A 22946-nucleotide genomic window follows, 5' to 3' on the forward strand; every position below is an offset into this window, starting at 1 on the left:
TAATGGGTTCTAGCTTTGCAGTCACCATGGCTCTCGGCATGGCAACCATCCCACTGTCAGTGTTCCTAATTTTTGCCATTATCGGCCACCGCCTTAAAAAGGCAGCGCCGCGCGCAGGTAAGCGCCCAGGAATACTCTTAACGCTGCTTTTGGCCATGGCAGCCGGACTCATTGTGTGGCTGATGTGGCTGAGCTGGGATAATTATTCCCTTAACCAATACGGCCACACTCAAGGCCCCTATCAACCTTGGCAGGTTGTGGCCTGTGGCATCACCATGGTGGTGGTCACCATCGCAATTGGCCTCTATTCCAAATGGCCGGTCGCTGGCCCCTATCTTTCCACTATCGGTGCTACCTGGGGCTTTAGTGTTGCTTGGGGCATTGATGCCTTTTCCATGGATGACACAGGGCTATCCGGTGTCGGATTTATCATGGTGTTGCTGGGAGTAGGCCTGGGACTCGGACTTATCTCAACGCTCGTTGCTGGAATCGGCACCTACCTGCAAAATCGCCTACCCTCGGGAGCATGACGCAAGAAATCCCACAGAAGATGCACGCCATTGTGCAAACTGAAGAAAAGAACACTGCTTCCCTTGAACTACAGGAGGTTCCAACCCCCACCCTGCAGCCTGGCGAAGTGCTGGTGGAAGTAAAAGCAGCAGGAGTTAACCGCGCTGATCTTTTACAGTCTCAGGGAAATTACCCGCCACCGCCTGGCGCTTCAGAGATCTTTGGGCTGGAGTGCGCTGGAATTATCGTTGATGCGGGCGATACTGACCGCAAGGTCGGCGAAGAAGTTGCATGCTTGCTTAGCGGTGGCGCCTATGCGGAGTATGTGGCAGTTCCCGCAGGTCAACTTTTGCCCATTCCCGCAGGTTATTCCTTTGTGGAGGCCGCATCCATCGTGGAGGTCGCCTGCACAGTGTGGTCCAATATCGGCATGCTTGCAGGCCTCAAAAAAGGCGATACCTTCCTGATTCATGGCGGCGCCGGCGGCATTGGTACCTTTGCCATTCAAATGGGTAAGGCTTTGGGCGCCACCGTGGCAGTGACCGCAGGATCTGCAGAAAAGCTTGCTACCTGCAAAGAACTGGGCGCAGATATCCTGATCAATTACCGCGAGGAAGATTTTGCTGAAGTCCTCAAAAACAAGGCCAATGTCATCCTCGATATCATCGGCGCCAAATACCTGGGTCAAAATATCAAGGCGCTAGCCCCTGATGGACATATGGTGGTTATCGGCCTCCAAGGTGGCATTAAGGGTGAGCTCAACCTCGGACTTCTACTAGCTAAGCGCGCCACCATTTCCGCCACCGCGCTGCGCAGCCGCACCACAACAGATAAAGCGCAGATTGTGGCCAGCACCGTAGAAAATATCTGGCCGCTATTAGCTGATGGCACGATTTCCCACCATATTGACCACACCCTGCCCTTGGCAGAGGCTGCCACTGCCCTAGCCAAATTGGAGGCGGGCAGCGTCACCGGCAAACTCGTGCTCGAGGTCTAAAGAGAAGGTAGAGACAGCAAGCTAAGCCAGGGAGGCCAGCACCCGAGTGAGCTGGTCAACCTCATAATTGGTGCTAAAGGGGCTAAGTCCAATAGTCACCGCTCCCCCAGCTTCGTCCACACCCATGGCATCAAGTAGTGGGTCGGCGGGGCTGACGGTGGTCACCAAGTGGTTATCCACCAATCTGCGGTGCACCATCTCCGCCGGAACACCGGTCACGGTGAAGCTCAAACGCGGAATGCGCTCTAATTGCGCAGCTTCTTGGCCAGCAGCATCGCCAGAAATACCCACAATATGCACAGCAGGCAACCCCAGCAAAGAATCAATCAAATGCTCCAGCACACCCTTGTGGAATTTGGCCAAAGACTGCATCGAAGCAGCTAGATCGCCAGCGTCCTCATCCAATTTGCCCAAATGGCGGATCAAATTAGGCACGCCGCCAAAAAGTCCATAGGGCAAGTTATGCGCTGGGAGCTCCAAAGGAATATTTTTATCCAGACGCGGGAACATGGAGGTATCGCGGAAAATCAGGGCAGAAACCTGTGGTCCGCCCATTTCTCCGAGATCCAGCATGACAATATCTGCTTCCCATTCCTCCAGGTGAAGTGGTCGGTAGGCAGCATAAGAGGTGGCATCCACCATCACCCAGGCGCGCGATTTAGCGCGCACCTGCTCCACAATCTGAGTCACCGGTGCCACAGTGCCCAGTAGTGGGTGCGCTGCGGACAGCACCACCAGCCGCGTCGCGCCGTCGACAAGCTCTTTATATTGCCAGGCAGGCAGGCTACCGGTGCCCAAATCGGGCTCGGCCCAGCGGAAGGTGCCGTCCAAGGTGCCAAAAGGCGCCGTCAGCCAGGGGGCATCGGCGCGCGATAACACAACGCCTGCTTTTCGACGCACAAATGATGCTAAAGATTGGGCCAGCGTTTGGGTGAGATACTGCCGATTGGGGCCCAACACCACACAATCCGGGTTTACACCAACCATGTGGGCTATGGACTGGCGCGCCGATTCCAATTGCTCAACAGCCATGGGTTCAGCACGTCCGACGGAAATCTGCGCATGTGTGCGAAACGCAGCCGCCACTCCTGAGGCAACACGCTCCGGAACCTGTGGAATCTGATGCGCATTCAGGTACGTCCAGCCATCGCCCAAAGAGGTATAAAGCCCTCGAACCCTGGCCACATCGAAAACCACGAAAGGCACTCCTTCCAACGTCACAGTACTTTCTTGCACTCTCGCAACCACATTACCCCACCCATGGGACATCTAAACTTGCCTAAATTCACCAGCGCCGATACAGAAATTTGGGTGAGCGGGCACTAGGGTGTCTATTGTGCAGGAACAATCTAAGCAGAAAGACCTACAGGCTGATCTCGCCAGGATTACCTCCGTGACATCAGACACAGTGCCGGAATCTCAATCAATGACTTTCCGAGCCGCCTGGGATGATATCGTCCGCGGATTTAAGCAACATGAACTTTGGCTGCAGCTTGGCTGGCAAGATATTAAACAGCGCTATCGTCGCTCCGTGCTCGGCCCTTTGTGGATCACCATTGCCACCGGCGTAATGGCCCTTGCCCTGGGTCTGTTGTACTCGGTGCTTTTCAAAATCCCGCTGGCGGAGTTTCTCCCCCACGTCACCGTCGGTTTGATCCTGTGGAATTTTATTTCCGGATGCATCAAAGAAGGCGCTGACATCTTCGTGGACAATGAAGGCCTAATTAAACAGCTGCCTTCGGCGCTCTCGGTGCATGTGTACCGCCTGGTGTGGAAACAAGCCCTCTTCCTGGCCCACAACCTGGTGATTTGGCTGATTCTCATGCTCATCTTCCCGAGGCCTTTGGGCTGGGATGTGCTGCTGATTATCCCAGGTATGTTCCTCCTGGTGATCAACGGCGTGTGGGTAGCCATGTTTTTTGGCATTATCGCCACCCGCTACCGCGATATTTCTCCACTTTTGGAAGCTGGCACCCAGCTGCTCTTCTACGTCACCCCTATTGTGTGGATGACCTCCACCTTGCAGGATCACAGCGCGGAAGTGGGCGGCCGTGCGCGTTTGGCGGAGCTTAACCCGCTCTACCACTACCTGGAAATTGTGCGTGCTCCGATGATCGGTGCTTCCCTGCCTGCTTATCACTGGTGGATCGTTATTGGATTTACCATCGTGGGCCTCGGCCTGGCACTGATCGCTATGAAACAATGGCGCTTCCGCGTCAGCTACTGGGTTTAGGAGTAAGCAACCATGGTTTCCATTGACACTTATAACGCCTGCGTTGACTTCCCCATCTTCGACGCCAAATCCCGCTCTATGAAGAAGGCCTTCCTGGGTGCTGCCGGTGGTGCTATCGGCCGCAATCAGGACAATGTGGTGGTGGTTGAAGCGCTTAAAGATATCAACCTGCACCTGCGCGAAGGCGATCGCATTGGCCTCGTTGGCCACAACGGTGCTGGTAAATCCACCCTTTTGCGCTTGCTCTCGGGCATTTATGAGCCCACCCGCGGTTCTGCCCATATCCGTGGCCGCGTGGCCCCCGTTTTTGACCTGGGCATTGGCATGGATCCGGAAATCTCCGGCTATGAAAACATTGTCATTCGCGGGCTCTTCCTCGGCCAAACCCGCAAGCAGATGAAAGCCAAAATGGAGGAAATCGCAGACTTCACCGAGCTCGGCGAATACCTCTCCATGCCGCTGCGCACCTACTCCACCGGTATGCGCATCCGCCTTGCGCTCGGCGTGGTCACCTCAATTGAGCCCGAAATTTTGCTTCTCGACGAGGGCATCGGGGCAGTCGACGCCGCCTTTATGGCTAAGGCCCGTGACCGCCTGCAGGCGCTCGTGGAGCGCTCCGGCATCTTGGTGTTTGCCTCCCACTCCAATGACTTCCTCGCCCAGCTATGCAATACCGCACTCTGGGTAGATCATGGCCAAATCCGCGAAGCCGGCCTGGTCCCAGATGTGGTGGAAGCCTATGAAGGCAAAGGCGCCGGCGATCACGTGCGTCGCCTGCTGACCCGCCTCGAAGAAGAGAAAAAGGCCTAGGTTTTTAGCTGCTAGCTGTATCCCTCGCTTATGCGGGGGATACAGCTATTTTTGGTGCGCTCTACGGCCGCGTTCATCAGCATCGGGGTAAATGCTTCGAGTTTCCGCACGAGTATAATTACGGGAAAAATAATCCCGAAAATAAATGCGTGGAAGAATCTTCACAAAGGCAAGTGCCACATAAATGGTGGTGTTGATGGAAACAAATGCAGCCAAAGCAGCAAACCAATCAGAGGCTAAAACATGTTCCCAATTCATCCTTGAACACCTTCATTATCGTACGGCTGCTGTGCCTCTGCCTGGTACATTGTGGCATCTGACTGACCCCATGAGGCTTGGCGGTCAAATAAAATATCAAAAACTCCCTTAAGGAAAACGATATTCAAAAATGTTGCATAAACCAGCTCTGGGATGAGGAGAATAGCCACAAATCTGGCAAAAAGCGTTGAGCGCCAGGTGGTGATCAGGCGCTCCAGCATGAACAAAAAGCCCAATCCCATCCAGAAGGGGTACCACACCCATTCATCCACTGCGAAAATCGTGATAATAATCAGCAACAGATAAGTACTTAAGGCGATCGCTCCATAGCCAATGCCCAGCTGCTGGAACCAATATCTAATGGTCTGAGGCGTCACCCCATAGGAGCCTAAGTTTTCCAAAGCCCCGCGTTGCCATCGCAAACGCTGGTGCCATAGCGCCTTCCATGTAGGCATTACCTCAGTTACCACTGTGCATTTAGAGGGCGAGATCATAAGTGCACCCAGGGATTTTAGGGCTAGGGTGAGCTCATTATCCTCAGTGAGGGCTGCAGTATCATAAACATCACCTTGACGGCCAGGGATGCGGGTACCGCGGGATTCTGCGACAGTTTTTAAGCCCCGCGATCTAAACGCAGAGGCAGTGCCGGTAAGTACAAATACTTGGCCGCGGCGCCGGTGAATATCGCGACTATAGCGGGTGTATTCATTGCGCTGGTACTGCCCCAGCCACCCAGCACCATCTTCGCCATAAAAGAGGCCGCCCACAGCCATCAAAGCACGGTCATAAGTAAAACGTCGCCGCACTTCAGTGAGAAAGCCCGAATCGAGCACGGTATCTGCATCCACCACCATGACCACATCATTTTCACCCAGGTTCGGCAGAATCTTTTTTAGCACTTGATTGAGGCCACCTGCTTTTTTGTGCTTATTATTTTGGGTCTCAAAAAGCTCCACTCCGGCAGCGCGGGCTAGATCTGGGGTGGAATCAGTGCAGTTATCAGCCACCACAATTATGCGTTCCGGACCATTGTCTTGTGATTTGAGTGCCTCAATGGTGGCGGTGATTCGTTCTTCCTCATTATGTGCTGGAACCAGAATGGTGATTGTTACCTCCCCATGAAAAACGCCACGGGTTCTTGCCATCACAACTTTGGGGGCCAGCGGTAGGCGCTCTTCATCAGAGGAACGTCGCGAGCGGTTCGTCACAGAGCGCTCCACCGTGACTGCGATAGCCGCGAAAATAAATGCGATCACTACGGCTGCAATGAGGACTTCCACGGTCGGCACATAGCCGTCATAAAGGACATACCAATCCCCTATGACGTGAATTCGATGCGCCCCCGGAGAAGCTGGGTCAGAGAGCTTGATGGAAATCCAAAGCAAGAGCCCAACCATGGCAGCGAGCCCAACCACGCCAATTCCAATTACACGAGCAATTGAGAATTTTTTGGGCGGCCTTCTATGCGTCATTAATGTTAAGTAACTTTCAAATGTGTATCTATAAACTCACCAGGCGGCAGTGAAACACCGATATGATACCCCTGAGCATAGGTAATGCCGATCTCTTTTGCGAGGTCAAAGATCTGTGGATTGGATACGTATTCGGCGACAGTAGACATTTGGCGTTTTTTAGCCACTCCTACCAGCTCTTGCACAATGTTTAGATCTTCTTTTTTTGCAATCACGCCTTCTACGATTTCGCCGGCAAATTTCAGAATGTCAAAATCTAGACATTTAAGATTTCGGTATGGGTCTGCGCCAGTTCCAAAATCATCCATGGCAAAGTCCACACCATGATCGTGAAGTTGGTGTAAGAATTCACAAGCAAGATCCAAATCCGTGATGGGCGCAGACTCCGTCACCTCAATGATCAAAGATTCCGGCTTAATCTGATACTTTTCCAGCTCCGAAACAATCGTGTGAAAAACTTCCTCAGAGCCAATAGACTGCGCTGACATATTTAGGGTTAAACGGAATCCGGGTTTAGCCTCCTGCAACATTGGCAAAAGCTTGATTCCCTTTTTCATCACCCGCTTATCAAGCACCGGACCAAGTCCAGCTTTCTCCACCGCAGCCACAAAATCACCGGTTGGTACTAATCCTCCGGCGGTTTTCACCCGGAGCAGTCCCTCAGCTAAGGTCACCTCTCCGGTGGAACACTCGGCAATTGGTTGCAGCTCAAGGTCAAAAGCCTCAGACTCAAGAACCTCTTTTACAAAAGCAGTAGAAATCTCCGGCTTATCGGTCTCTGCCTCGAGTTTTTTGGCACTGAGCACTGCGAAGCGGTTTCTTCCGGAATTTTTTGCATCATAGAGTAAGCGGTCAGCCAAACGCAGTGGATCAACGCCTTGAGCCCGAGCTTCGGAGAACATAGAAATTCCGATACTCGCTGTTACATTTTTCAATGCATTGGGCTGATCACTATATCTTTGATTCACTCCCTCGATTATTCTCTTTCCCACGGAAATCGCAGCATTTTGATCAGCATTTGGCAAAATAATTACAAATTCATCGCCGCCAAATCTTCCGACAATATCCGAATCACGGACCGAAACCTTTAATAGTTGCGCAAATTCCACAAGGAGCTCATCCCCGACGTGATGGCCTAACTCATCATTTGCCATCTTGAAATTGTCCAAATCGATGAGCAACACTGCACCATCATTGCGCCCTGCGACGTCTTGTTCCAGAATCTTCTTAAACTCTGTTTCCAAGCGCCTGCGGTTCACCAAACCTGTCAGTGCATCATGATCAGCTAAATGAGAAACCAAGTCATGCAAACGCTGCCTTTCCGTAATGTCAACAGCATTCATCAGCACTTCATGGGAATCTGATTCGGAACTGAACTTGGTACGGAAAGACAAGGCCAAACTTTTACTTTGACCATCTTGGGTATTAAAACAACGGTCAGTATGAACCCTGGCGCCAGGCTCGTTAATTGCCGAACCAATATCCAGGGAAAGGTCATTTCCGGCAATATACTTTTCTATTTCGCAGCCCACAAGCTCCTCCACGGGAGCTTCCAAGAGTTCACCCAAAGCACTATTGGCCTGGAGGATTATGCCCTCTTCATCAAGAACTGCAATGCCTTGAGGTGCATATTCAAAAAGATAGTTGGCGTCATCACGAGCTCGCCTGAGCTCCCTAATGGCCTGATACTTGTCGGTGCTGTCATGATAAAGCAGCAACGCATGATCAGGCACCGTCTCACCCAAGAAATACAGAGGTGAGGCACTTACGGAAAAATACTGAGGATCTTGATCTGCCGGAATATCGGCAAATTCCACCATTTTTCCGCGCACATGTTTGCCTCTTAAAGCTTGGCCACTTGGGCGGGAGTGTTCATTAAGCAATCCACCATCAACCTCACGCAGCAGGCGCGTACGGTAGGTGCCGTCAGAGTTGCGCAACATCACATCCTGCGCAGCAAGGTTGAGTGGGACCAGTTGGCCTTCACGGTCGATGGTTAACAAGGCATCTGGAATGGTTTCAATGAGCGTTTCAAGCTCGGTAACCAGGAGAGTGTGGCGCTGCACCGTGGTGGAAACCACCAAGGAAAGCAAAATACACGTAATGATATAAACTTCCACCGCTGATGCTTGCGTCACCATAGAATCGGAAACAATAAAAGGTCCAGTTCCCAACATAAAAGCCAAAACCGAAGCAGTGAGAACGGTAATGACGGCATGGAAGCTCGCCAGAGCCACTGGTAGTCGGGTAGCACTCCAATATAGAGGCAAGATGGAGAAGTAAATGATGGGAAGGTTTTTACCCGGCCCAAAAATAAGCCCCAGCACTAAACCAGTAACAGCAACAACCATGATAAATTCACGGACGGCAGTCGCCCCGATGCCTCGGAGTGAGGCTGTGATAATTACCGCTCCAGCACCGGCAATGGTGATAATGCTGGAAAGATCGCGCAGGATAAGTGCGAAATAGACGGTGAGGGTTGGTTCAAAACCCTCATAAGATACTGCAAATAGCGCCAGCGCATCGGCCACCGGAAGCATCACCAGACTGGCAATCAGTAGGCGATATACAAAACGCGGATTCACAATCTCGCTTGTGGGCGAGCTAAGGCGAACTCCAATGCCGCGTGTCTGACGGGATGGAATTTTTTCCAGAACCCTCATCAGTGGGCACACCGTTAATCCCACCACCAGCTGCGAAAGCCCAATGAAAAGTGCAGTTGCAACAGGACTGTCCACAATCACTCCCATATACAGGGAGGTAGTCACAAACACGAAGGCGTTGAGGAAAACATATTCCCAAGGCGTGCGGGTGTAAAGAGACCACAGCACCACCATTCCCACCGTGGACCAAGAAACAGCAATTGCGCTATCAAAATAGACCAAGGACATGGACACCACAAGGGAAAACACGTACATCAGCGCAAAAAATAGGTTTCGCAGGCCCCTATTTTCCATAGATAGCTCACGATTAATCTTCAGGGTTCCACTCAAAGAGCTAGGCCGCTTATCTTTTATGTACATAACAAGCCTTTCCCTCATGGCACCGCAGCTCAGCCACTTCAACTGGGACCACCTAATGCATCTATTTCTAACTGTATCCATTCAAATACCCCTTTAAAAACCACGGCTCACCTCCTATACCTTCCAAGATGTGTGATTTTGGATAAACGGCACTTTATATAACTAAATATTGTTCAATCAGCACATTTACGGTCTAGTTTTTTGTGCAGAACATTCCGCCACACCTCCCGAAAACCGAAGACACCCATCGAACGTGGCAATATATAGGCCATGGCACAAACCACTACCCACCTTCAGCCGGGCATCAATGTCGCAGCGGTCATCGTGACCCATAATCGAGTGGAATTGCTCCGGCATTCCCTTGAGGTTGTGGCCAATCAAACATATCCAGTGCAGCATATTGTGGTGGTGGACAACGGCAACGATCCGCGCGTCGAAAAGCTCCTTGAAGAGGTTGCCGGCGAGCGCGGCGTTTATACCCCCTCGCGCACCAATTTGGGTGGCGGCGGCGGTTTTGCCTACGGTTTTTTGACCGCGCTGGCGCTCGGCGCCGATGCTGTGTGGTGCGCTGACGATGACGGGCGCTCTGAGGGCCCGGAGGTGTTAAAGACGCTTATCGACGCTGCCTCCCGCCACAATCTGGAAGAGGTTTCACCAGTCGTGTGCAACGCCGAAGACCCAGAGCGTTTGGCCTTCCCACTGCGCCGTGGCCTGGAATGGCGCCGCATGCGCAATGAGCTGATTGATCCTAAAAACCCTGCGGATGACGTGCTTGAAGGCATCGCTTCCCTCTTTAATGGTGCTTTGATCAGCGCATATGCCATGGAAAGGATCGGCGTGCCAGATTATCGCCTATTTATCCGTGGCGACGAGGTGGAATATCACCGCCGCCTGGTGCGCTCGGGTCTCCCCTTTGGCACCTGTTTGACCACCGCCTACCTGCACCCAGATGGCTCCGATGAGTTCAAACCAATTATGGGTGGCCGCATGCACACCCAATATCCTGACAATGACACCAAGCGCTTTTTCACCTACCGCAACCGCGGCTACCTCATGGCCCAGCCCGGCATGCGCAAGCTATTGCCGCAGGAATATGCCCGCTTTGCTTGGTTCTTCCTGGTGCAAAAGAAGGACATTAAGGGCTTTAGGGAGTGGCTGCACCTGCACCGTTTGGGCAGGCAGGAGAAATTCTCACGCCCTTAGGGTTTCATAAAAACGGTTAAATCCTGCGATCAGGCACATCATAATGCCGATCGGCAGCAGATAGATGGCGCCAATAGTGGCCACTGAGAGCAGGGTATTAACCAAGGTGGAAGGGTTGTTTCCGCTTAGGGACAACACAGTATTTCCTAGCAGCAGGCACAAACCCGGAACAAAAATCAGCAATCCGCCGACCAATCCCACCCAGGTTTTCCAGGTGGGATTATTGCGATCGCGGAAATTATCCCAGGCTGCAGCAAGGCCCGCAAGGCTGATAATCGCATAGGCCAAGACTGCGATAAACTCCATGCCATTTGCGGAGAAAACCAAGGTCAGCAGGACAAAATAGAGCACTCCCAGCAATCCTGCGAGCATGGTGAGATTAATATTTTTCATCTTTAAATCCCCTACTTAGCGCGGAAAATTAGTGTCCTTTGGACAATGAAGTTGATGGTGGTTCCGGTGCCTTGTGCAATGACGAAAGCCACAACCATGGCAACAGCTTCATTCCAATTCCAGGATTCAAAAAGCGCCGAACAAAAAGTCTGCAAACCGATATTGATAAAGAAGGTCACTGCATAGAGCGCCACCACTGCGAGGAATCTCGAGGTTGAACTCTCAGCCTGGAAGGTCCAGCGCCGATTGATCATATAGGCGGTGGTGGTTCCGGCAATGAAGGAAATAGTGCGGGCGATGGGCACTGGTAGCCCAAAAACCAGCTGGAAGAGCGACAATAGACCGAGATCAACAACGGCAGAAAGGCCACCGGTGAGGATGAATCGGAAAGCTTGAGTCTTTAGACTCATGGGCCGAATGATGTTTAGGTCTGGGTTCTCTGACACGGGATTACACAATACCTAGAAACGCAGCAGCTCCCTATAAATGTCGAGCCGGTCCACCGGCGCCAGCTGCTCCTCCCCATAAGCACCCAGCTTCGCCAGCACCTCTAAAGAGTTAGCGCACGCAGCAGTAATTTCTGCCGCTGCCAGCGGTGATCCATCATCAGAGACCCACCCCAGCGCACTCATTGTGGATTCAATTACCTCCACAAAGAGGGCTTCATCACCCAAACAGGCCAGCGCTAAAACACAGGACCAAAAAGCGTCACTGGCTTCGGCACTGTGCTCCGCTGGCAACGCCCGGGCGGTGCGCACATGGTCGGCGTCGATAAGCGTTCGTCTTTTAAGATCTAGAGCCTGCAAAAACGGGATAAAATCAAAAACCCCCGTGCGATCTACCAGGTCAATAACCTCTGGCCGCACGCCGGAAAGCACATCGCGGATGGTGTCGGTGCCGGTGAGCTCAGCGTTGATGGTGGCTTGGTCAAAATCATCATTGAGACCACCACAGCCACCGATGCACAACGCGCGCGGGGTGCCATTATCGCGCGGATAAATTTCTAAACACTGCAGGTTAAACTGCCATAAACCCCAAAAATAGAAGAGCTGATCGCCTTCCTCTCGCAGCAGCTGGGAGAGCTTTTTGGAAGCTTCCATGGGGCGATGCTGAAAGTCCTCAAAGCGCCAGGGCGAGGAATCCCCTCCCACCCCGAAGGAAATATTGAGCACCGTGTGCAGTTCTTCCAGGTCCATTGCGGAATCAAGACCTATTTGACGATAAATTTCCCCGTCTGCCTGCACATTATTTGCTCGCACAATCAGCGTGCGCTGTGGATCAACCGGTGGATTATTTGGCGGTTGAACCTCATTTCTGGCCGATCGATGCGCGCGTGCAGACGCCAAGGAGACGACGTTGTCGCGGGCATAGTTCGTGGGCATAAGCCCCAGAATAGCCATTTTTAAAACTTTGGCGTTGCCACCCCGGCTCTAGGGTCGCAGATATGACACCGCTGGATTCTGCTATTTGAGGCTGCGTGAACTGCGCTATTTCTTTAGATTATCCAACTCAAAAATGGCATAAACCGCAGCTGCATAGACCATTCCAGTCCAGCTAAAGGGATGTTTTTTGCCGCGCTTTTCAAAAAAGCCAGCCAGCTTTTTCATCACCGCTAAATCTACTCGCACCGAGGCATAAACCAGCGTGACAAAAGCCAGGGCAAAAACTGCCAACAACAGCCAGGTAATCAGGGGGCCGCGTTCATTGATGTACTGCGCATCCGAATCTGGGCCTGGTGTAATACCTAGATCGCCGATATCTTGGCGGATTTGATCAAAAACCAGGGTGGAATCCTCGCCAAAAATGTATTTCTTGCCGGTGGCATCCTCACTAAAGGCGATAACCCCTGTCCCACCTAAAACCAAGGCGCCATAAACTAATGCCCTGCGAACTGGGCTTTTAACATAATCATTAAGTGCAACCCCCGTTCCAATCAGAGCTGAACCTGCCGCTGCCTGCATTCTCATCCTGCTGTCCATGCAGCCCAGATTACCGTCATGAGTATCGTTAAGAGCATGTTTGAGAAATTCAAGAGCAGCTCACAGGCGCCGGAATCTGAAGTCCACATCGCCGCGGAAAGAACAAATCTTCCACTAGATGATTTTATGACCCGCCTCATGGCTCAAGAGATTCCATTTCTTGATAGCACCTCACGTAGCGTGGTCTACCGTATTCTGCGGGAATACGATGGCCCAACCATCACCTCGCAGGAAGAACTGCCCGCAGAAATCCGGGAGTTAATGGATCTTTAAGGAGATCTTTGGGGGGACCTTTAGGGAGATACTGGCTGCACACAGCCAGTCTCAAAATGTGAGATTGAACCTTTCATCCAACTTTTGGAGCTTGGTGGCGTCACCTTTAATCATTGAGGGGTAACCTTTGAAGGCGATGAACAGTTCTCACGGCACGTCCAGCTCCGGCGCTTCGGCCGGTGCCCACGGAGCCCTTCCCCTAGAAGCTAAGAAACTGAACGGCTGGGGCCGTACCGCCCCCACCACTGCTGAGGTCTTGTCCACCCCTGATCTCGACGTCATTGTCGAGGCAGTCCGACAGGTTGCTGAGCAAAATGACTCCAAGCCTGCATATCTCAAGCGTGGCGTTATAGCTCGCGGTATGGGTCGCTCCTATGGCGATCCTGCCCAAAACGCCGGTGGCCTTGTCATTGACATGCAGCCCCTCAACAAGATCCACTCCATCGATCCTGAATCTGCGATTGTTGACGTTGACGGCGGTGTCACCCTCGACCAGCTCATGAAAGCTGCACTGCCTTATGGTCTGTGGGTTCCAGTACTCCCAGGCACCCGCCAGGTCACCATTGGTGGCGCCATCGGACCAGATATCCACGGCAAGAACCACCACTCTGCAGGTTCCTTTGGTGACCACGTGGTTTCCATGGAACTGCTGGTTGCTGATGGTCGCATTCTGCACCTCGAACCAGAAGGCACCGCCGAGGATCCCCAGGGCGATCTTTTCTGGGCGACCGTTGGTGGCATGGGTCTAACCGGCATTATCGTGCGCGCACGCATCCGCATGACCAAGACCGAGACCGCCTACTTCATCTCCGATACGGATCGCACCTCCAACCTCGAAGAAACCGTAGCTTTCCACTCAGATGGATCTGAGCACAACTACACCTATTCTTCTGCCTGGTTTGATGTGATCAGCCCCGAGCCAAAGTTGGGCCGTTCCACCATTTCCCGTGGTTCCCTGGCTACTTTGGCGCAGCTTGAGGAATTTGCTCCCAAGCTGGCCAAGGATCCGCTGAAGTTCAATGCGCCACAGCTGATGAAGGTGCCAGATATCTTCCCATCCTGGACCATGAACAAGCTTTCCCTCATGGCTATTGGCGAGGCTTACTACGCCATGGGCGCACCTGCTCGCAACAAGGTGAAGAACCTGACCCAGTTCTATCAGCCACTGGATCTTATTGGTGAGTGGAACCGTGGCTACGGCTCCAAGGGCTTCCTGCAGTACCAGTTTGTGGTGCCAATGGATGCTGTTGAGCCTTTTAAGGACATCATCCGCGATATGCAGAAGTCCGGACACTACTCCGCACTGAATGTGTTCAAGCTCTTTGGACCTGGCAACCGCGCACCTTTGTCCTACCCAATGCCAGGTTGGAATGTCTGTGTTGACTTCCCAATCCGACCAGGTCTGGGCGCTTTCTTGGATGATCTGGATAAGCGAGTCATGGAATTCGGTGGCCGTTTGTACCTGGCCAAGGAATCCCGTACCTCTGCGGAGAACTTCCACACCATGTACCCCGGACTTGAGGGCTGGCTGAAGACCCGTAATGAGATTGACCCCACGGGAGTCTTTGCCTCCGATATGTCTCGTCGACTTGAGCTTCACTAGAAAGGGCTTTTAAACAATGCTTAATGCAGTGGGCAAGGCCCAAAATATTTTGCTTCTCGGTGGCACCTCTGAAATTGGACTCTCCATTGTGGAGCGCTTCCTCAAGCAGGGCGCTGCACATGTCACTCTTGCAGCTCGTCAGGATTCCCCACGCGTAGCTGCTGCTGTGGCTCAAATCGAAGCTGCTGGTGCAGAGTCGGTATCTGTGGTGGACTTTGATGCCCTCGATACCGAGAGTCACCCTGCAGTCATCGAGGCTGCCTTTGAAAAGGGCGATGTGGATATCGCTATCGTGGCCTTCGGCATTCTCGGTGACAATGAAGCACAGTGGCGCGATCAGGCCCTGGCAGTGGAGGCAACCTCCGTCAACTACACCGCTGGCGTCTCTGTTGGTGTACTTTTGGGCCAGAAGTTTGAGGCTCAAGGACATGGCACCATCGTTGCTATGTCTTCTGTTGCTGGTCAGCGTGTGCGTCGCTCCAACTTTGTCTATGGCTCTGCCAAGGCTGGTTTTGATGGTTTTTATACCCAGCTGGGTGAGGCACTGCGCGGCAGTGGCGCCAATGTAGTAGTGGTCCGCGCTGGTCAGGTTCGCACCAAGATGAGTGCAGAAGCTGGCGAAGCCCCATTGACCGTCAACCGTGAAGACGTAGCTAATTCCGTCTATGACGCAGTAGTGAACAAGAAGGACATCATCTTTGTCCACCCATTGTTTCAGTACGTCTCCTTGGCGTTCCAGTTCATTCCACGTGCAATTTTTAGGAAGCTGCCTTTCTAGTTCTTTCTAGGATTTTTTGCAGTTGTGAACTACCCGCCACCTTTGGTCTCAGCACCTTGGTGTCGGGTATTTTCCTTGTCTCCACCGAGTTGTGAATTTTCCTGGTGCAAAGCAAACTCATTTAATGCAGAAGAATATGAAAGACTTCTAACATGACAAACTCCTCCAAAAAAGAGGGAACCGTCGAGGTTCGCGAAGATCTTAATCCTTTGGGCACTTCCCGGGTGCCCGTTGGCGAAGTGTACCGGCCTGATCGCCTAGGTAAAGGTGCCACCCTGGCAGCTATTGCAGGTGCTGCGGCTATGGCATTTTTCTTTGCTCTTATCGCATGGATGGCCTTAAAGCAGACCAATCTGCCGGCCTTTGGTGCTTCCATGGTGACCCGCGCGCTGTCCTCGGTAACTATTGCCGTGGTGGTTGTCGCCGCCGGCGTACTGGCGTGGATGTGGGTAAGAGACGAGCACCTTAACAATTCGCGGTGGGAATTTGAGCGCCACACTCTTCGCCCCAGATGGCGGTTCGTGCTCAGTTATCTTGTGGCTTATCTCAGCCCGGCAGCTTTGGTGGTGGCTACTCTTGCTATTCCACTTTCGGCCACCAAGCTCTACCTTGATGGCGTCAGCGTCGACCAAGGCTTCCGCACGCAGTTTATGACACGAATGGCTGATGAGGTCAGCCTTTCGGATATGAATTACATCGATATGCCTACCTACTATCCAGCGGGCTGGTTCTGGGTGGGTGGTCGTCTGGCTAACCTCCTGGGACTTTCAGGCTGGGAGGTACTCCAACCTTGGGCGATTATTTCTTTGGCTATGGCAGCCTCAGTATTGGTGCCAGTCTGGCAGCGAATTACCGGTTCTTTGCCGGTGGCCTCTGGCATCGCCTTAGTATCTACTGCGGTCATGTTGGCCATGCATGCTGAAGAGCCTTATGCCGCTATCGTGGCATTGGGTATTCCAGCAATGGCAGTGCTGGCTCCCCGCATTGCACGTGGAGATACCTTTGCGCTGTGTGGCGGCATCGTTTATCTAGGTCTCTCGGCCACTTTCTATACTCTGTTCACTGCCACTATCGCACTGTCAGTGGTAGCGGTCTCTGTGATTATTGCTGCTGGCATGCAGAAATCGATAAAGCCCATTGGGCGGCTGTTGGTGCTGGGAGTGGCGTCGATAGGCATTGCCCTGGTGACCTGGGGCCCGTACCTGCTCGCCGCGGTGGATGGCGCTGAGCAGTCGGGCGATACCGCCACTCACTATTTGCCCATTGAGGGCACCCAATTCCCAGTGCCTTTCCTCATTCCCAGCGTATTGGGTGTGCTGTGTTTGGTGGGTTTAATTTATTTGGTGGTGCGTTTCCGCAGCTCCGAGGTCCGCTCCATGTGGATTGCCATTGGTGTCTTCTATTTCTGGATGTCTCTATCCATGGCAATCACCCTGATTGGAAATACCCTGCTGGGCTTCCGTTTGGATACGGTGCTGGTCATGATGTTCGCCACCGCGGGTGTGCTGGGCATCGCCGATTTCCGTTTGGCAAGTGTGTACCAGCTTTATCCAAAACAGGTTTCGGAGAGTACCGCACGTGCTTTGAACAGCATAATTATCATTATTGTGGTGCTGGGCGGCATTGATTATGCCCAAAACTTGCCGGAGAAAAACGCCCATGCAATTGATCTGGCTTATACCGATACCGATGGCAATGGCGAGCGCGCTGACCGCTACCCGGCAGGAGCTGCCCGTTATTATGGCGAGATTAATCAGCACCTGCTGGACCAAGGTTTTGAGCCTTCAGAGACGATTGTGCTCACCGATGAGTTAGACTTCATGTCCTTTAATCCTTATCGCGGTTTCCAGGCATTTACCTCGCACTATGCCAACCCTTTGGGGGAATTTGGCAAGCGCAATGAAACCATTGAATCCTGGGCGGTTCAAAGCTGGGATCAGCTCTCTGATCCTGCAGCTTTTGAGCAGGCATTGGCCGAGGCACCATGGCAGGCACCGGAGGTCTTTATTTTCCGTGGCTCGGTGGATGATCTTGAGGCCGGCTGGAAATATGACCTGGCTGAAGATCTCTACCCCAATAACCCGAATGTGAGGTTCCGCGGCGTGTTTTTCAATCCTGAAGTATTTTCTCAGAACTGGGAAATCACCCAAATTGGCCCCTTTGTGGTGGTGAGCCATAATGAGTGATACCTCACGAAGCGGAGCTGAACCTGCACGCCAACACGGTGGCAAGGGGCTAGATGACGTAGACTCGATCAGCGTGTCAGATGTAGTTGAGTCGAAAAAGCTAAAGGGTGCTGCAGGCAACACCGCCGCAGTTGAACCCCCGCAAGTTGCACCGAGTTGGCTGAAGAAACTGGCTATCGGATCAGGCCTTTTGGGCTTTGTGATGTTTGTTCTTCTCCCATTCTTGCCGGTCAACCAGGTGCAGTCTTCACTGTCCTGGCCGCAAAATGGGGAGCTAGCAAGTGTTAATGCGCCATTAATTTCCTATGCGCCGCAGTCCATGGAAGCCAGCGTGCCCATTTCCGCCTTGGCCAACCTCAACGAGGATCAGTCCCTGGTACTGGGAACACTGCCGCTAGATAGCACCGATGCCACCAACCGTGGTCTTTTTGTGCGCAGCATTAACGGCAATTTGGACGTTATTGTCCGCGGCGAAGCTCTCATGGAGCTTTCCCCGACGCAGGTCGACCGCATCCCCGACAACGCCATGTTGGAGATTTCCTCCACCAAGGAAACCACCACCGCCACCATCAGCGGAACTGATTTTGAAGGCAGCACCGAGGGCGATGAGCGCCCTCAGGTCACCGGCGTTTATACCGAGCTTGTCGACGACCCCACCACCGCGAACGCACTGAGTGCAGCGGGGCTAAACGTGAACATCGAGATTAATTCTCGCTTCACCTCCTCCCCCAGCCTGATTAAATATGCTGCAATGTTCATCGGCTTGGCTTCCCTGCTGGTAGCACTGTGGGCTTTGCACCGCATGGACATCCTCGATGGCCGCAAATCCCACCGCTTCCTACCTGCCAATTGGCGCAAGCTCAAGCCACTTGATGGCGTAGTTGTTGGCATCTTGGTGTTCTGGCATTTCATCGGCGCTAACACCTCCGATGACGGCTTCATTATGAACATGGCCCGCGTGTCCCAAAATGCGGACTATATGGCCAACTACTACCGCTGGTTCGGCGTTCCAGAGTCTCCTTTTGGCGCTCCCTACTACGACCTACTGGGGCTCATGGCTTATATCTCCACTGCGTCTACGTGGATTCGCCTGCCCGCATTGCTGTCTGGTCTGATTATTTGGTTTGTTGTCTCCCGCGAGGTCATGCCTCGTTTTGGTGCCTTGGTTGATGGCCGCCGCGTCGCACACTGGTCAGCTGCCATGGTCTTCCTGGCCTTCTGGCTGCCCTACAACAATGGTGTTCGCCCCGAGCCAATTATCGCAATGGGTGCCCTGTTGACCTGGGTGTCTTTTGAGCGCGCTATCGCTACCTCACGCCTTCTGCCAGCTGCAATCGGCGTCATCCTCGCCACCATTTCTTTGGCCTCTGGCCCCACCGGTCTGATGGCGGTGTCGGCACTTTTGGTCAGCTTGTCCTCGTTGATTCGTATTCTCTATCGCCGCCTGCCGCTAATTGGGGCGCCGAGGGGTGCGTCGAGAAGCGCTGTTACCAGCGCAACCCTGGCTATGCTGGCACCTTTCCTGGCATCCGGCACCGCCATCCTCATCGCAGTGTTTGGCGATCAAACCCTCTCCACCGTGATGGAATCTATTTCCGTACGTTCGGCGAAGGGGCCGGCGCTGACCTGGTACCACGAATATGTGCGCTACCAAACCGTCATGGAACAAACTGTTGATGGTTCCTTCACCCGCCGTTTTGCCGTGCTGATGCTCATTTCCTGCCTGGTAATTGTGGTGGCTTCTATCCTGCGTTATGGTCGCATCCCCGGCTCCGCTAAGGGACCTTCCCTGCGTTTGATGCTGGTTATTTTCGGCACCATGTTCTTTATGATGTTCACCCCCACCAAGTGGACTCACCACTTTGGAGTTTATGCCGGTCTGGCTGGCGCGCTGGCAGGCCTGGCAGCGGTGGCGCTGTCCTATGTGGCTGTGAAATCCCCGCGCATGCGCACCTTCTCTATCGGCGCCTTCCTCTTTGTGCTGGCGCTTTCCCTTGCTGGTGTTAACGGTTGGTGGTACACCTCCAGTTACTCCGTTCCTTGGTGGGATAAGACCATCCAGCTCAAGGGCATTGAAGCCTCCACCATTGTGCTCTTCCTGGCAGTGGCAGTGCTGGTTATCGGCGTTATTCAGGCATTCGTTAAGGACGTCCGGGTAGCCCGTGCAGAAACCACTCACTCCATGGGTGAATTTGTCGCCGAGGAAACCGCTAAACAACAGCGCGCTTCCCGCTTCAAAGGTTTGCTAGCCTCCCCTATTGCCGTCGTATCTGCCCTAGTGGTCTTTATGGCATGTGCTTCTTTGGGCAAGGGTTTCCTGGATCAATACCCGGCATATTCTGTGGGCCTCGGAAACCTCCGCACCCTCACCGGCCAGACCTGTGGTTTGGCAGAGGATGCCATGTTGGAAACCAACTCCAATGATTCCTTCCTGACCCCAGTTAATTCCACCCTGGGCGAATCTCTGGAAGCTGATGAAATCCGTGGCTTCACTCCCAATGGCATCCCTGATTCCATTAGCCAGGATCAGGCTGATCTTTCTGCTGTGGGTGCTATTGCCAATACCGGCACTGATGACAACACCGGCCAGAACACTCAGACCGGTGGCTCAGATGAATCCTCCGGACAATCCACTGGCAATACCGGCGGTGTCCGTGCCTCAGAAGGTGTCAACGGCTCTACTGCCCGTCTGCCTTTCGCTTTGGACTACACCAAGGTTCCAGTCATTGGTTCTTGGAGTGCTGGCACCCAAACCCCAGGACACATCACCACCGATTGGTACCAGGTCCCTGAGGCAACTGCAGAAACCCCCATCATTGTGGTCTCTGCAGCTGGCCGCATTGAACACTATGACATCAACAATGTGTTGCAGCCTGGCCAATCCGTCATGCTGGAATATGGCAAGCGCACTGCCGACGGCGACGTTGAGAGCATGGGTGAAGCCATGATGTATGACATTGGCCCTGAGCCTTCATGGCGCAACCTGCGTTTCCCACTTGATCAGCTGCCAGCCGATGCCGATGTGATGCGTATTGTTGCCTCCGACCTCAACCTGGATGAGGACCAGTGGGTCGCGTTTACTCCTCCGCGCGTACCAACCCTGGATTCCCTCAACAATGTCATCGGTTCTGAAACCCCAGGTCTTTTGGACTGGGCTGTTGGCCTGCAATTCCCATGCCAGCGCACCTTTGATCACTACGCTGGTGTGACCGAGATTCCGGAATACCGCATCTCTCCAGACTCCGGCGGCAAGGCAACCTTGTCCCCATTCCAGGACTGGGCTGGCGGTGGCGCCATGGGCACTGCAGAAGCTGTGAACTACGCCTATGAAATCCCTTCCTACCTGCGTAATGACTGGGGCCGCGACTGGGGTTCCATCGAGCGTTATATGCTGCGTACTAACTCGACCGGTGAAGCTCCCGAGGTTGCGGATATCAACCTTGAGACCATCCAGCGCTCTGGACTATGGAACCCAGGACATATGAAGCTTGATGATTAATCCTACTGTTTGCATTCTGAACAATAGTTTCTAAAGGATGCGGTCATTTTTTAAAGGTGACCGCATCCTTTATTTTTTGGGATCTCAGGCTTTTTTAAAATTTTTCCGGGGACTGCCATGAATTCTTTTGCACTAGCTCTCACCAGTTGCTCCATTTTGTGGTTTGCTCTAAGTTATGGGCGAATCAGTTTCCTCGGACAGGTACACACCACAGCAGCGCACGCGTTATCGCCAGCTGCTCATGGAAGACCTTGAAATTTTTGACCGGCACCTCCAAATCTCCGACTTTGAAGATCGAGGTTCCATCGGGCTAGAACTTGAGCTCAACTTGGTTGATAAGGATATGCAGCCAGCGCTTGCTGGTGAAGCAGTGCTGTCCTCTCTAAATTCTGAGTATCAATCTGAAATCGGCAATTTCAATGTGGAGCTAAATCACCCTCCCCTTTCCGTTCAAGGTGATGGCCTCAAACGCTTGGAAGATGGCATCAGCTCCCGCCTAGGCACAGTGCGGGAAGCAGCAACTGCAGCCGGCGTTAATGTTGCCATGATCGGCACCTTGCCAACTGTCACCCCAGCATTTTTGGAAGATCCCGCCTGGATGACCCAGGAAAATCGCTACCGCGCGCTGAGCAATACCATCATGGATTCCCGCGGCGAGATGGTGCATATCAATCTGGCCGACCGCGAGCAGATTGCTCATGATTTTGCAGATATCGCCCCCGAGTCCACCTGCACCTCCATCCAGCTGCATTTGCAATTAGCACCGACCAAATTTGCGGCAGCCTGGAATGCCTCCCAAGCAATTGCCGGAGTCCAGGTGGCACTGGCAGCAAACTCTCCCCTCTTTTTGGGCCGCCGGGTGTGGCATGAAAGCCGCATTCCGGTTTTCCAACAAGCAATAGATACCCGCACCCCAGAGCTAGTTAACCAAGGTGTGCGCCCCCGCGTTTGGTTTGGTGAGCGGTGGATTACCAGCGTTTTTGACCTCTTTGAAGAAAATGTGCGCTATTTCTCCCCGCTCATTGCGGAATCCCGGGCGCTGTCGGGTACGCCGATGATGAAGGGGAAATCCCCAGCATTGCACTATCTCAATCTGCATAATGGCACAGTGTGGCGGTGGAACCGTCCGATTTATGCACCCGGTACGGAGCGCTCCCACCTGCGCTTGGAAAACCGTCTGCTGCCAGCAGGTCCCACTCCGATTGATATCACTGCAGACGCGGCCTTCTACTATGGCCTAGTTAAGTACCTAGCAGAGGAAAACCGTCCAGTATGGTCACGTTTGCCTTTCCCGGATGCAGAGAAGAATTTCCAATCAGCGGCGCGCTCTGGCCTTTTTGCCCGCATGACCTGGCCAACTCTAGGCCAGATTAATGTGGCTGACCTGGTGTTAGAGCACCTGTTGCCTCAGGCAAGAATTGGTTTGCAGCGCTTGGAGGTAGACGCCACCCTCATTGATACCTACCTGGGCATTATTGAGGAACGTGCAAAATCTCGTCAAAATGGTGCCACCTGGCAGCTGCGCACCCTTAACCATTTTGAGGCCCATGGCAGTTTGCCAGGCTCCAAGTCACGTCAGGATGCATTGGCTGCCATGCTGCGGAGCTATTTGGATAATCAGTTTATGGGCGAACCAGTCCATACCTGGAAGATTGGCTAAAAATTAGCTAAACCCGGCCCGCCCGTGATCAAATAACAAAAAAACAGCTCCCCTGCAATGTACAGGGGA

Annotated in this window: 19 protein-coding genes; 11 read left to right on the forward strand and 8 right to left on the reverse strand. The window is 53.1% G+C overall.

Annotated features, from left to right (window positions below):
- The first annotated feature begins 2 nt into the window (after window positions 1-2).
- Both SFC07_RS05100 and SFC07_RS05105 read left to right on the forward strand, forming a co-directional pair.
- Window positions 3-530, forward strand: coding sequence for a hypothetical protein (locus tag SFC07_RS05100; RefSeq protein WP_411207149.1), 528 nt, complete (start codon window positions 3-5; stop codon window positions 528-530).
- 20 nt (window positions 531-550) lie between these two features.
- Complete coding sequence (locus SFC07_RS05105; protein WP_411207271.1) at window positions 551-1507, forward strand: NAD(P)H-quinone oxidoreductase; 957 nt, start codon at window positions 551-553, stop codon at window positions 1505-1507.
- Between the two features lie 21 nt (window positions 1508-1528).
- Here the strand turns inward: SFC07_RS05105 and SFC07_RS05110 are convergent, their stop codons facing one another.
- Window positions 1529-2704: an aminotransferase class V-fold PLP-dependent enzyme gene (locus SFC07_RS05110; protein WP_411207150.1), complete on the reverse strand. Its 1176-nt coding sequence runs from the start codon at window positions 2702-2704 to the stop codon at window positions 1529-1531.
- A gap of 139 nt (window positions 2705-2843) precedes the next feature.
- Here SFC07_RS05110 and SFC07_RS05115 point away from each other — a divergent pair, with 139 nt between their 5' ends.
- Together SFC07_RS05115 and SFC07_RS05120 are read left to right on the forward strand one after the other, a co-directional pair.
- On the forward strand, window positions 2844-3740 hold the full coding sequence (locus SFC07_RS05115; protein ID WP_411207151.1) for an ABC transporter permease: 897 nt from the start codon (window positions 2844-2846) through the stop codon (window positions 3738-3740).
- A gap of 12 nt (window positions 3741-3752) precedes the next feature.
- The gene (locus tag SFC07_RS05120) at window positions 3753-4550 is read left to right on the forward strand and encodes an ABC transporter ATP-binding protein (RefSeq protein ID WP_411207152.1); all 798 of its coding nucleotides are present in this window, start codon (window positions 3753-3755) and stop codon (window positions 4548-4550) included.
- Window positions 4551-4595: 45 nt separating this feature from the next.
- Here SFC07_RS05120 and SFC07_RS05125 read toward each other — a convergent pair whose 3' ends face one another.
- The 3 genes from SFC07_RS05125 to SFC07_RS05135 all read right to left on the reverse strand — a co-directional run bounded on the left by SFC07_RS05125 (window position 4596) and on the right by SFC07_RS05135 (window position 9303).
- Window positions 4596-4808 (reverse strand): hypothetical protein, encoded by a 213-nt coding sequence (locus tag SFC07_RS05125; protein WP_411207153.1) that lies wholly within the window; start codon window positions 4806-4808, stop codon window positions 4596-4598.
- Window positions 4805-6205, reverse strand: a complete 1401-nt coding sequence (locus SFC07_RS05130) for a glycosyltransferase family 2 protein (RefSeq protein WP_411207155.1) — start codon at window positions 6203-6205, stop codon at window positions 4805-4807. The genes SFC07_RS05125 and SFC07_RS05130 overlap by 4 nt, the downstream gene beginning before the upstream one ends.
- An 80-nt stretch (window positions 6206-6285) precedes the next feature.
- A complete protein-coding gene (locus SFC07_RS05135) occupies window positions 6286-9303 on the reverse strand; it encodes an EAL domain-containing protein (RefSeq protein WP_411207156.1) in 3018 nt (1005 codons plus the stop codon).
- 270 nt (window positions 9304-9573) lie between these two features.
- On the opposite strand from SFC07_RS05135, the gene SFC07_RS05140 reads away from it, so the two are divergent.
- Window positions 9574-10506: a glycosyltransferase gene (locus SFC07_RS05140; RefSeq protein ID WP_411207157.1), complete on the forward strand. Its 933-nt coding sequence runs from the start codon at window positions 9574-9576 to the stop codon at window positions 10504-10506.
- Here the strand turns inward: SFC07_RS05140 and SFC07_RS05145 are convergent.
- From SFC07_RS05145 to SFC07_RS05160, 4 genes are all read right to left on the reverse strand, one after another.
- Window positions 10495-10899 (reverse strand): hypothetical protein, encoded by a 405-nt coding sequence (locus tag SFC07_RS05145; RefSeq protein WP_411207158.1) that lies wholly within the window; start codon window positions 10897-10899, stop codon window positions 10495-10497. The genes SFC07_RS05140 and SFC07_RS05145 overlap by 12 nt on opposite strands.
- 11 nt (window positions 10900-10910) lie before the next feature.
- Complete coding sequence (locus SFC07_RS05150) at window positions 10911-11345, reverse strand: GtrA family protein (RefSeq protein WP_411207159.1); 435 nt, start codon at window positions 11343-11345, stop codon at window positions 10911-10913.
- 15 nt (window positions 11346-11360) lie between these two features.
- Window positions 11361-12281, reverse strand: a complete 921-nt coding sequence (locus tag SFC07_RS05155) for a hypothetical protein (RefSeq protein WP_411207160.1) — start codon at window positions 12279-12281, stop codon at window positions 11361-11363.
- 105 nt (window positions 12282-12386) lie between these two features.
- Complete coding sequence (locus SFC07_RS05160) at window positions 12387-12878, reverse strand: hypothetical protein (protein ID WP_411207161.1); 492 nt, start codon at window positions 12876-12878, stop codon at window positions 12387-12389.
- A gap of 36 nt (window positions 12879-12914) precedes the next feature.
- On the opposite strand from SFC07_RS05160, the gene SFC07_RS05165 reads away from it, so the two are divergent.
- The 6 genes from SFC07_RS05165 (at window position 12915) to SFC07_RS05190 (ending at window position 22877) form a co-directional block, all read left to right on the forward strand.
- The gene (locus SFC07_RS05165; protein WP_411207272.1) at window positions 12915-13151 is read left to right on the forward strand and encodes a hypothetical protein; all 237 of its coding nucleotides are present in this window, start codon (window positions 12915-12917) and stop codon (window positions 13149-13151) included.
- A gap of 136 nt (window positions 13152-13287) precedes the next feature.
- Window positions 13288-14754, forward strand: a complete 1467-nt coding sequence (locus SFC07_RS05170; RefSeq protein WP_411207162.1) for an FAD-binding protein — start codon at window positions 13288-13290, stop codon at window positions 14752-14754.
- A gap of 16 nt (window positions 14755-14770) precedes the next feature.
- A complete protein-coding gene (locus tag SFC07_RS05175) occupies window positions 14771-15532 on the forward strand; it encodes a decaprenylphospho-beta-D-erythro-pentofuranosid-2-ulose 2-reductase (protein ID WP_411207163.1) in 762 nt (253 codons plus the stop codon).
- A gap of 152 nt (window positions 15533-15684) precedes the next feature.
- Entirely contained in the window at window positions 15685-17718 is a 2034-nt protein-coding gene (locus SFC07_RS05180; protein WP_411207164.1) for a galactan 5-O-arabinofuranosyltransferase, read from the forward strand.
- On the forward strand, window positions 17711-21217 hold the full coding sequence (locus SFC07_RS05185; protein WP_411207165.1) for an arabinosyltransferase domain-containing protein: 3507 nt from the start codon (window positions 17711-17713) through the stop codon (window positions 21215-21217). The genes SFC07_RS05180 and SFC07_RS05185 overlap by 8 nt, the downstream gene beginning before the upstream one ends.
- Window positions 21218-21392: 175 nt before the next feature.
- Complete coding sequence (locus tag SFC07_RS05190; RefSeq protein WP_411207166.1) at window positions 21393-22877, forward strand: glutamate-cysteine ligase family protein; 1485 nt, start codon at window positions 21393-21395, stop codon at window positions 22875-22877.
- Window positions 22878-22946 lie beyond the last annotated feature (69 nt).

The sequence above is a fragment of the Corynebacterium callunae genome (assembly GCF_046592015.1).
In the GTDB taxonomy this organism is placed as follows: domain Bacteria; phylum Actinomycetota; class Actinomycetes; order Mycobacteriales; family Mycobacteriaceae; genus Corynebacterium; species Corynebacterium callunae_A.

Excerpts from the sequence above, each read along its gene's own strand:
- SFC07_RS05140 (WP_411207157.1), top strand. The coding sequence starts at position 9,574 with ATGGCACAAACCACTACCCACCTTCAGCCGGGCATCAATGTCGCAGCG.
- SFC07_RS05135 (WP_411207156.1), bottom strand. The coding sequence starts at position 9,303 with ATGTACATAAAAGATAAGCGGCCTAGCTCTTTGAGTGGAACCCTGAAG.
- SFC07_RS05100 (WP_411207149.1), top strand. The coding sequence starts at position 3 with ATGGGTTCTAGCTTTGCAGTCACCATGGCTCTCGGCATGGCAACCATC.
- SFC07_RS05190 (WP_411207166.1), top strand. The coding sequence starts at position 21,393 with ATGGGCGAATCAGTTTCCTCGGACAGGTACACACCACAGCAGCGCACG.
- SFC07_RS05175 (WP_411207163.1), top strand. The coding sequence starts at position 14,771 with ATGCTTAATGCAGTGGGCAAGGCCCAAAATATTTTGCTTCTCGGTGGC.
- SFC07_RS05130 (WP_411207155.1), bottom strand. The coding sequence starts at position 6,205 with ATGGTTGGGCTCTTGCTTTGGATTTCCATCAAGCTCTCTGACCCAGCT.
- SFC07_RS05125 (WP_411207153.1), bottom strand. The coding sequence starts at position 4,808 with ATGAATTGGGAACATGTTTTAGCCTCTGATTGGTTTGCTGCTTTGGCT.
- SFC07_RS05155 (WP_411207160.1), bottom strand. The coding sequence starts at position 12,281 with ATGCCCACGAACTATGCCCGCGACAACGTCGTCTCCTTGGCGTCTGCA.
- SFC07_RS05105 (WP_411207271.1), top strand. The coding sequence starts at position 551 with ATGCACGCCATTGTGCAAACTGAAGAAAAGAACACTGCTTCCCTTGAA.
- SFC07_RS05120 (WP_411207152.1), top strand. The coding sequence starts at position 3,753 with ATGGTTTCCATTGACACTTATAACGCCTGCGTTGACTTCCCCATCTTC.
- SFC07_RS05170 (WP_411207162.1), top strand. The coding sequence starts at position 13,288 with ATGAACAGTTCTCACGGCACGTCCAGCTCCGGCGCTTCGGCCGGTGCC.
- SFC07_RS05145 (WP_411207158.1), bottom strand. The coding sequence starts at position 10,899 with ATGAAAAATATTAATCTCACCATGCTCGCAGGATTGCTGGGAGTGCTC.
- SFC07_RS05180 (WP_411207164.1), top strand. The coding sequence starts at position 15,685 with ATGACAAACTCCTCCAAAAAAGAGGGAACCGTCGAGGTTCGCGAAGAT.
- SFC07_RS05185 (WP_411207165.1), top strand. The coding sequence starts at position 17,711 with ATGAGTGATACCTCACGAAGCGGAGCTGAACCTGCACGCCAACACGGT.
- SFC07_RS05160 (WP_411207161.1), bottom strand. The coding sequence starts at position 12,878 with ATGGACAGCAGGATGAGAATGCAGGCAGCGGCAGGTTCAGCTCTGATT.
- SFC07_RS05165 (WP_411207272.1), top strand. The coding sequence starts at position 12,915 with ATGTTTGAGAAATTCAAGAGCAGCTCACAGGCGCCGGAATCTGAAGTC.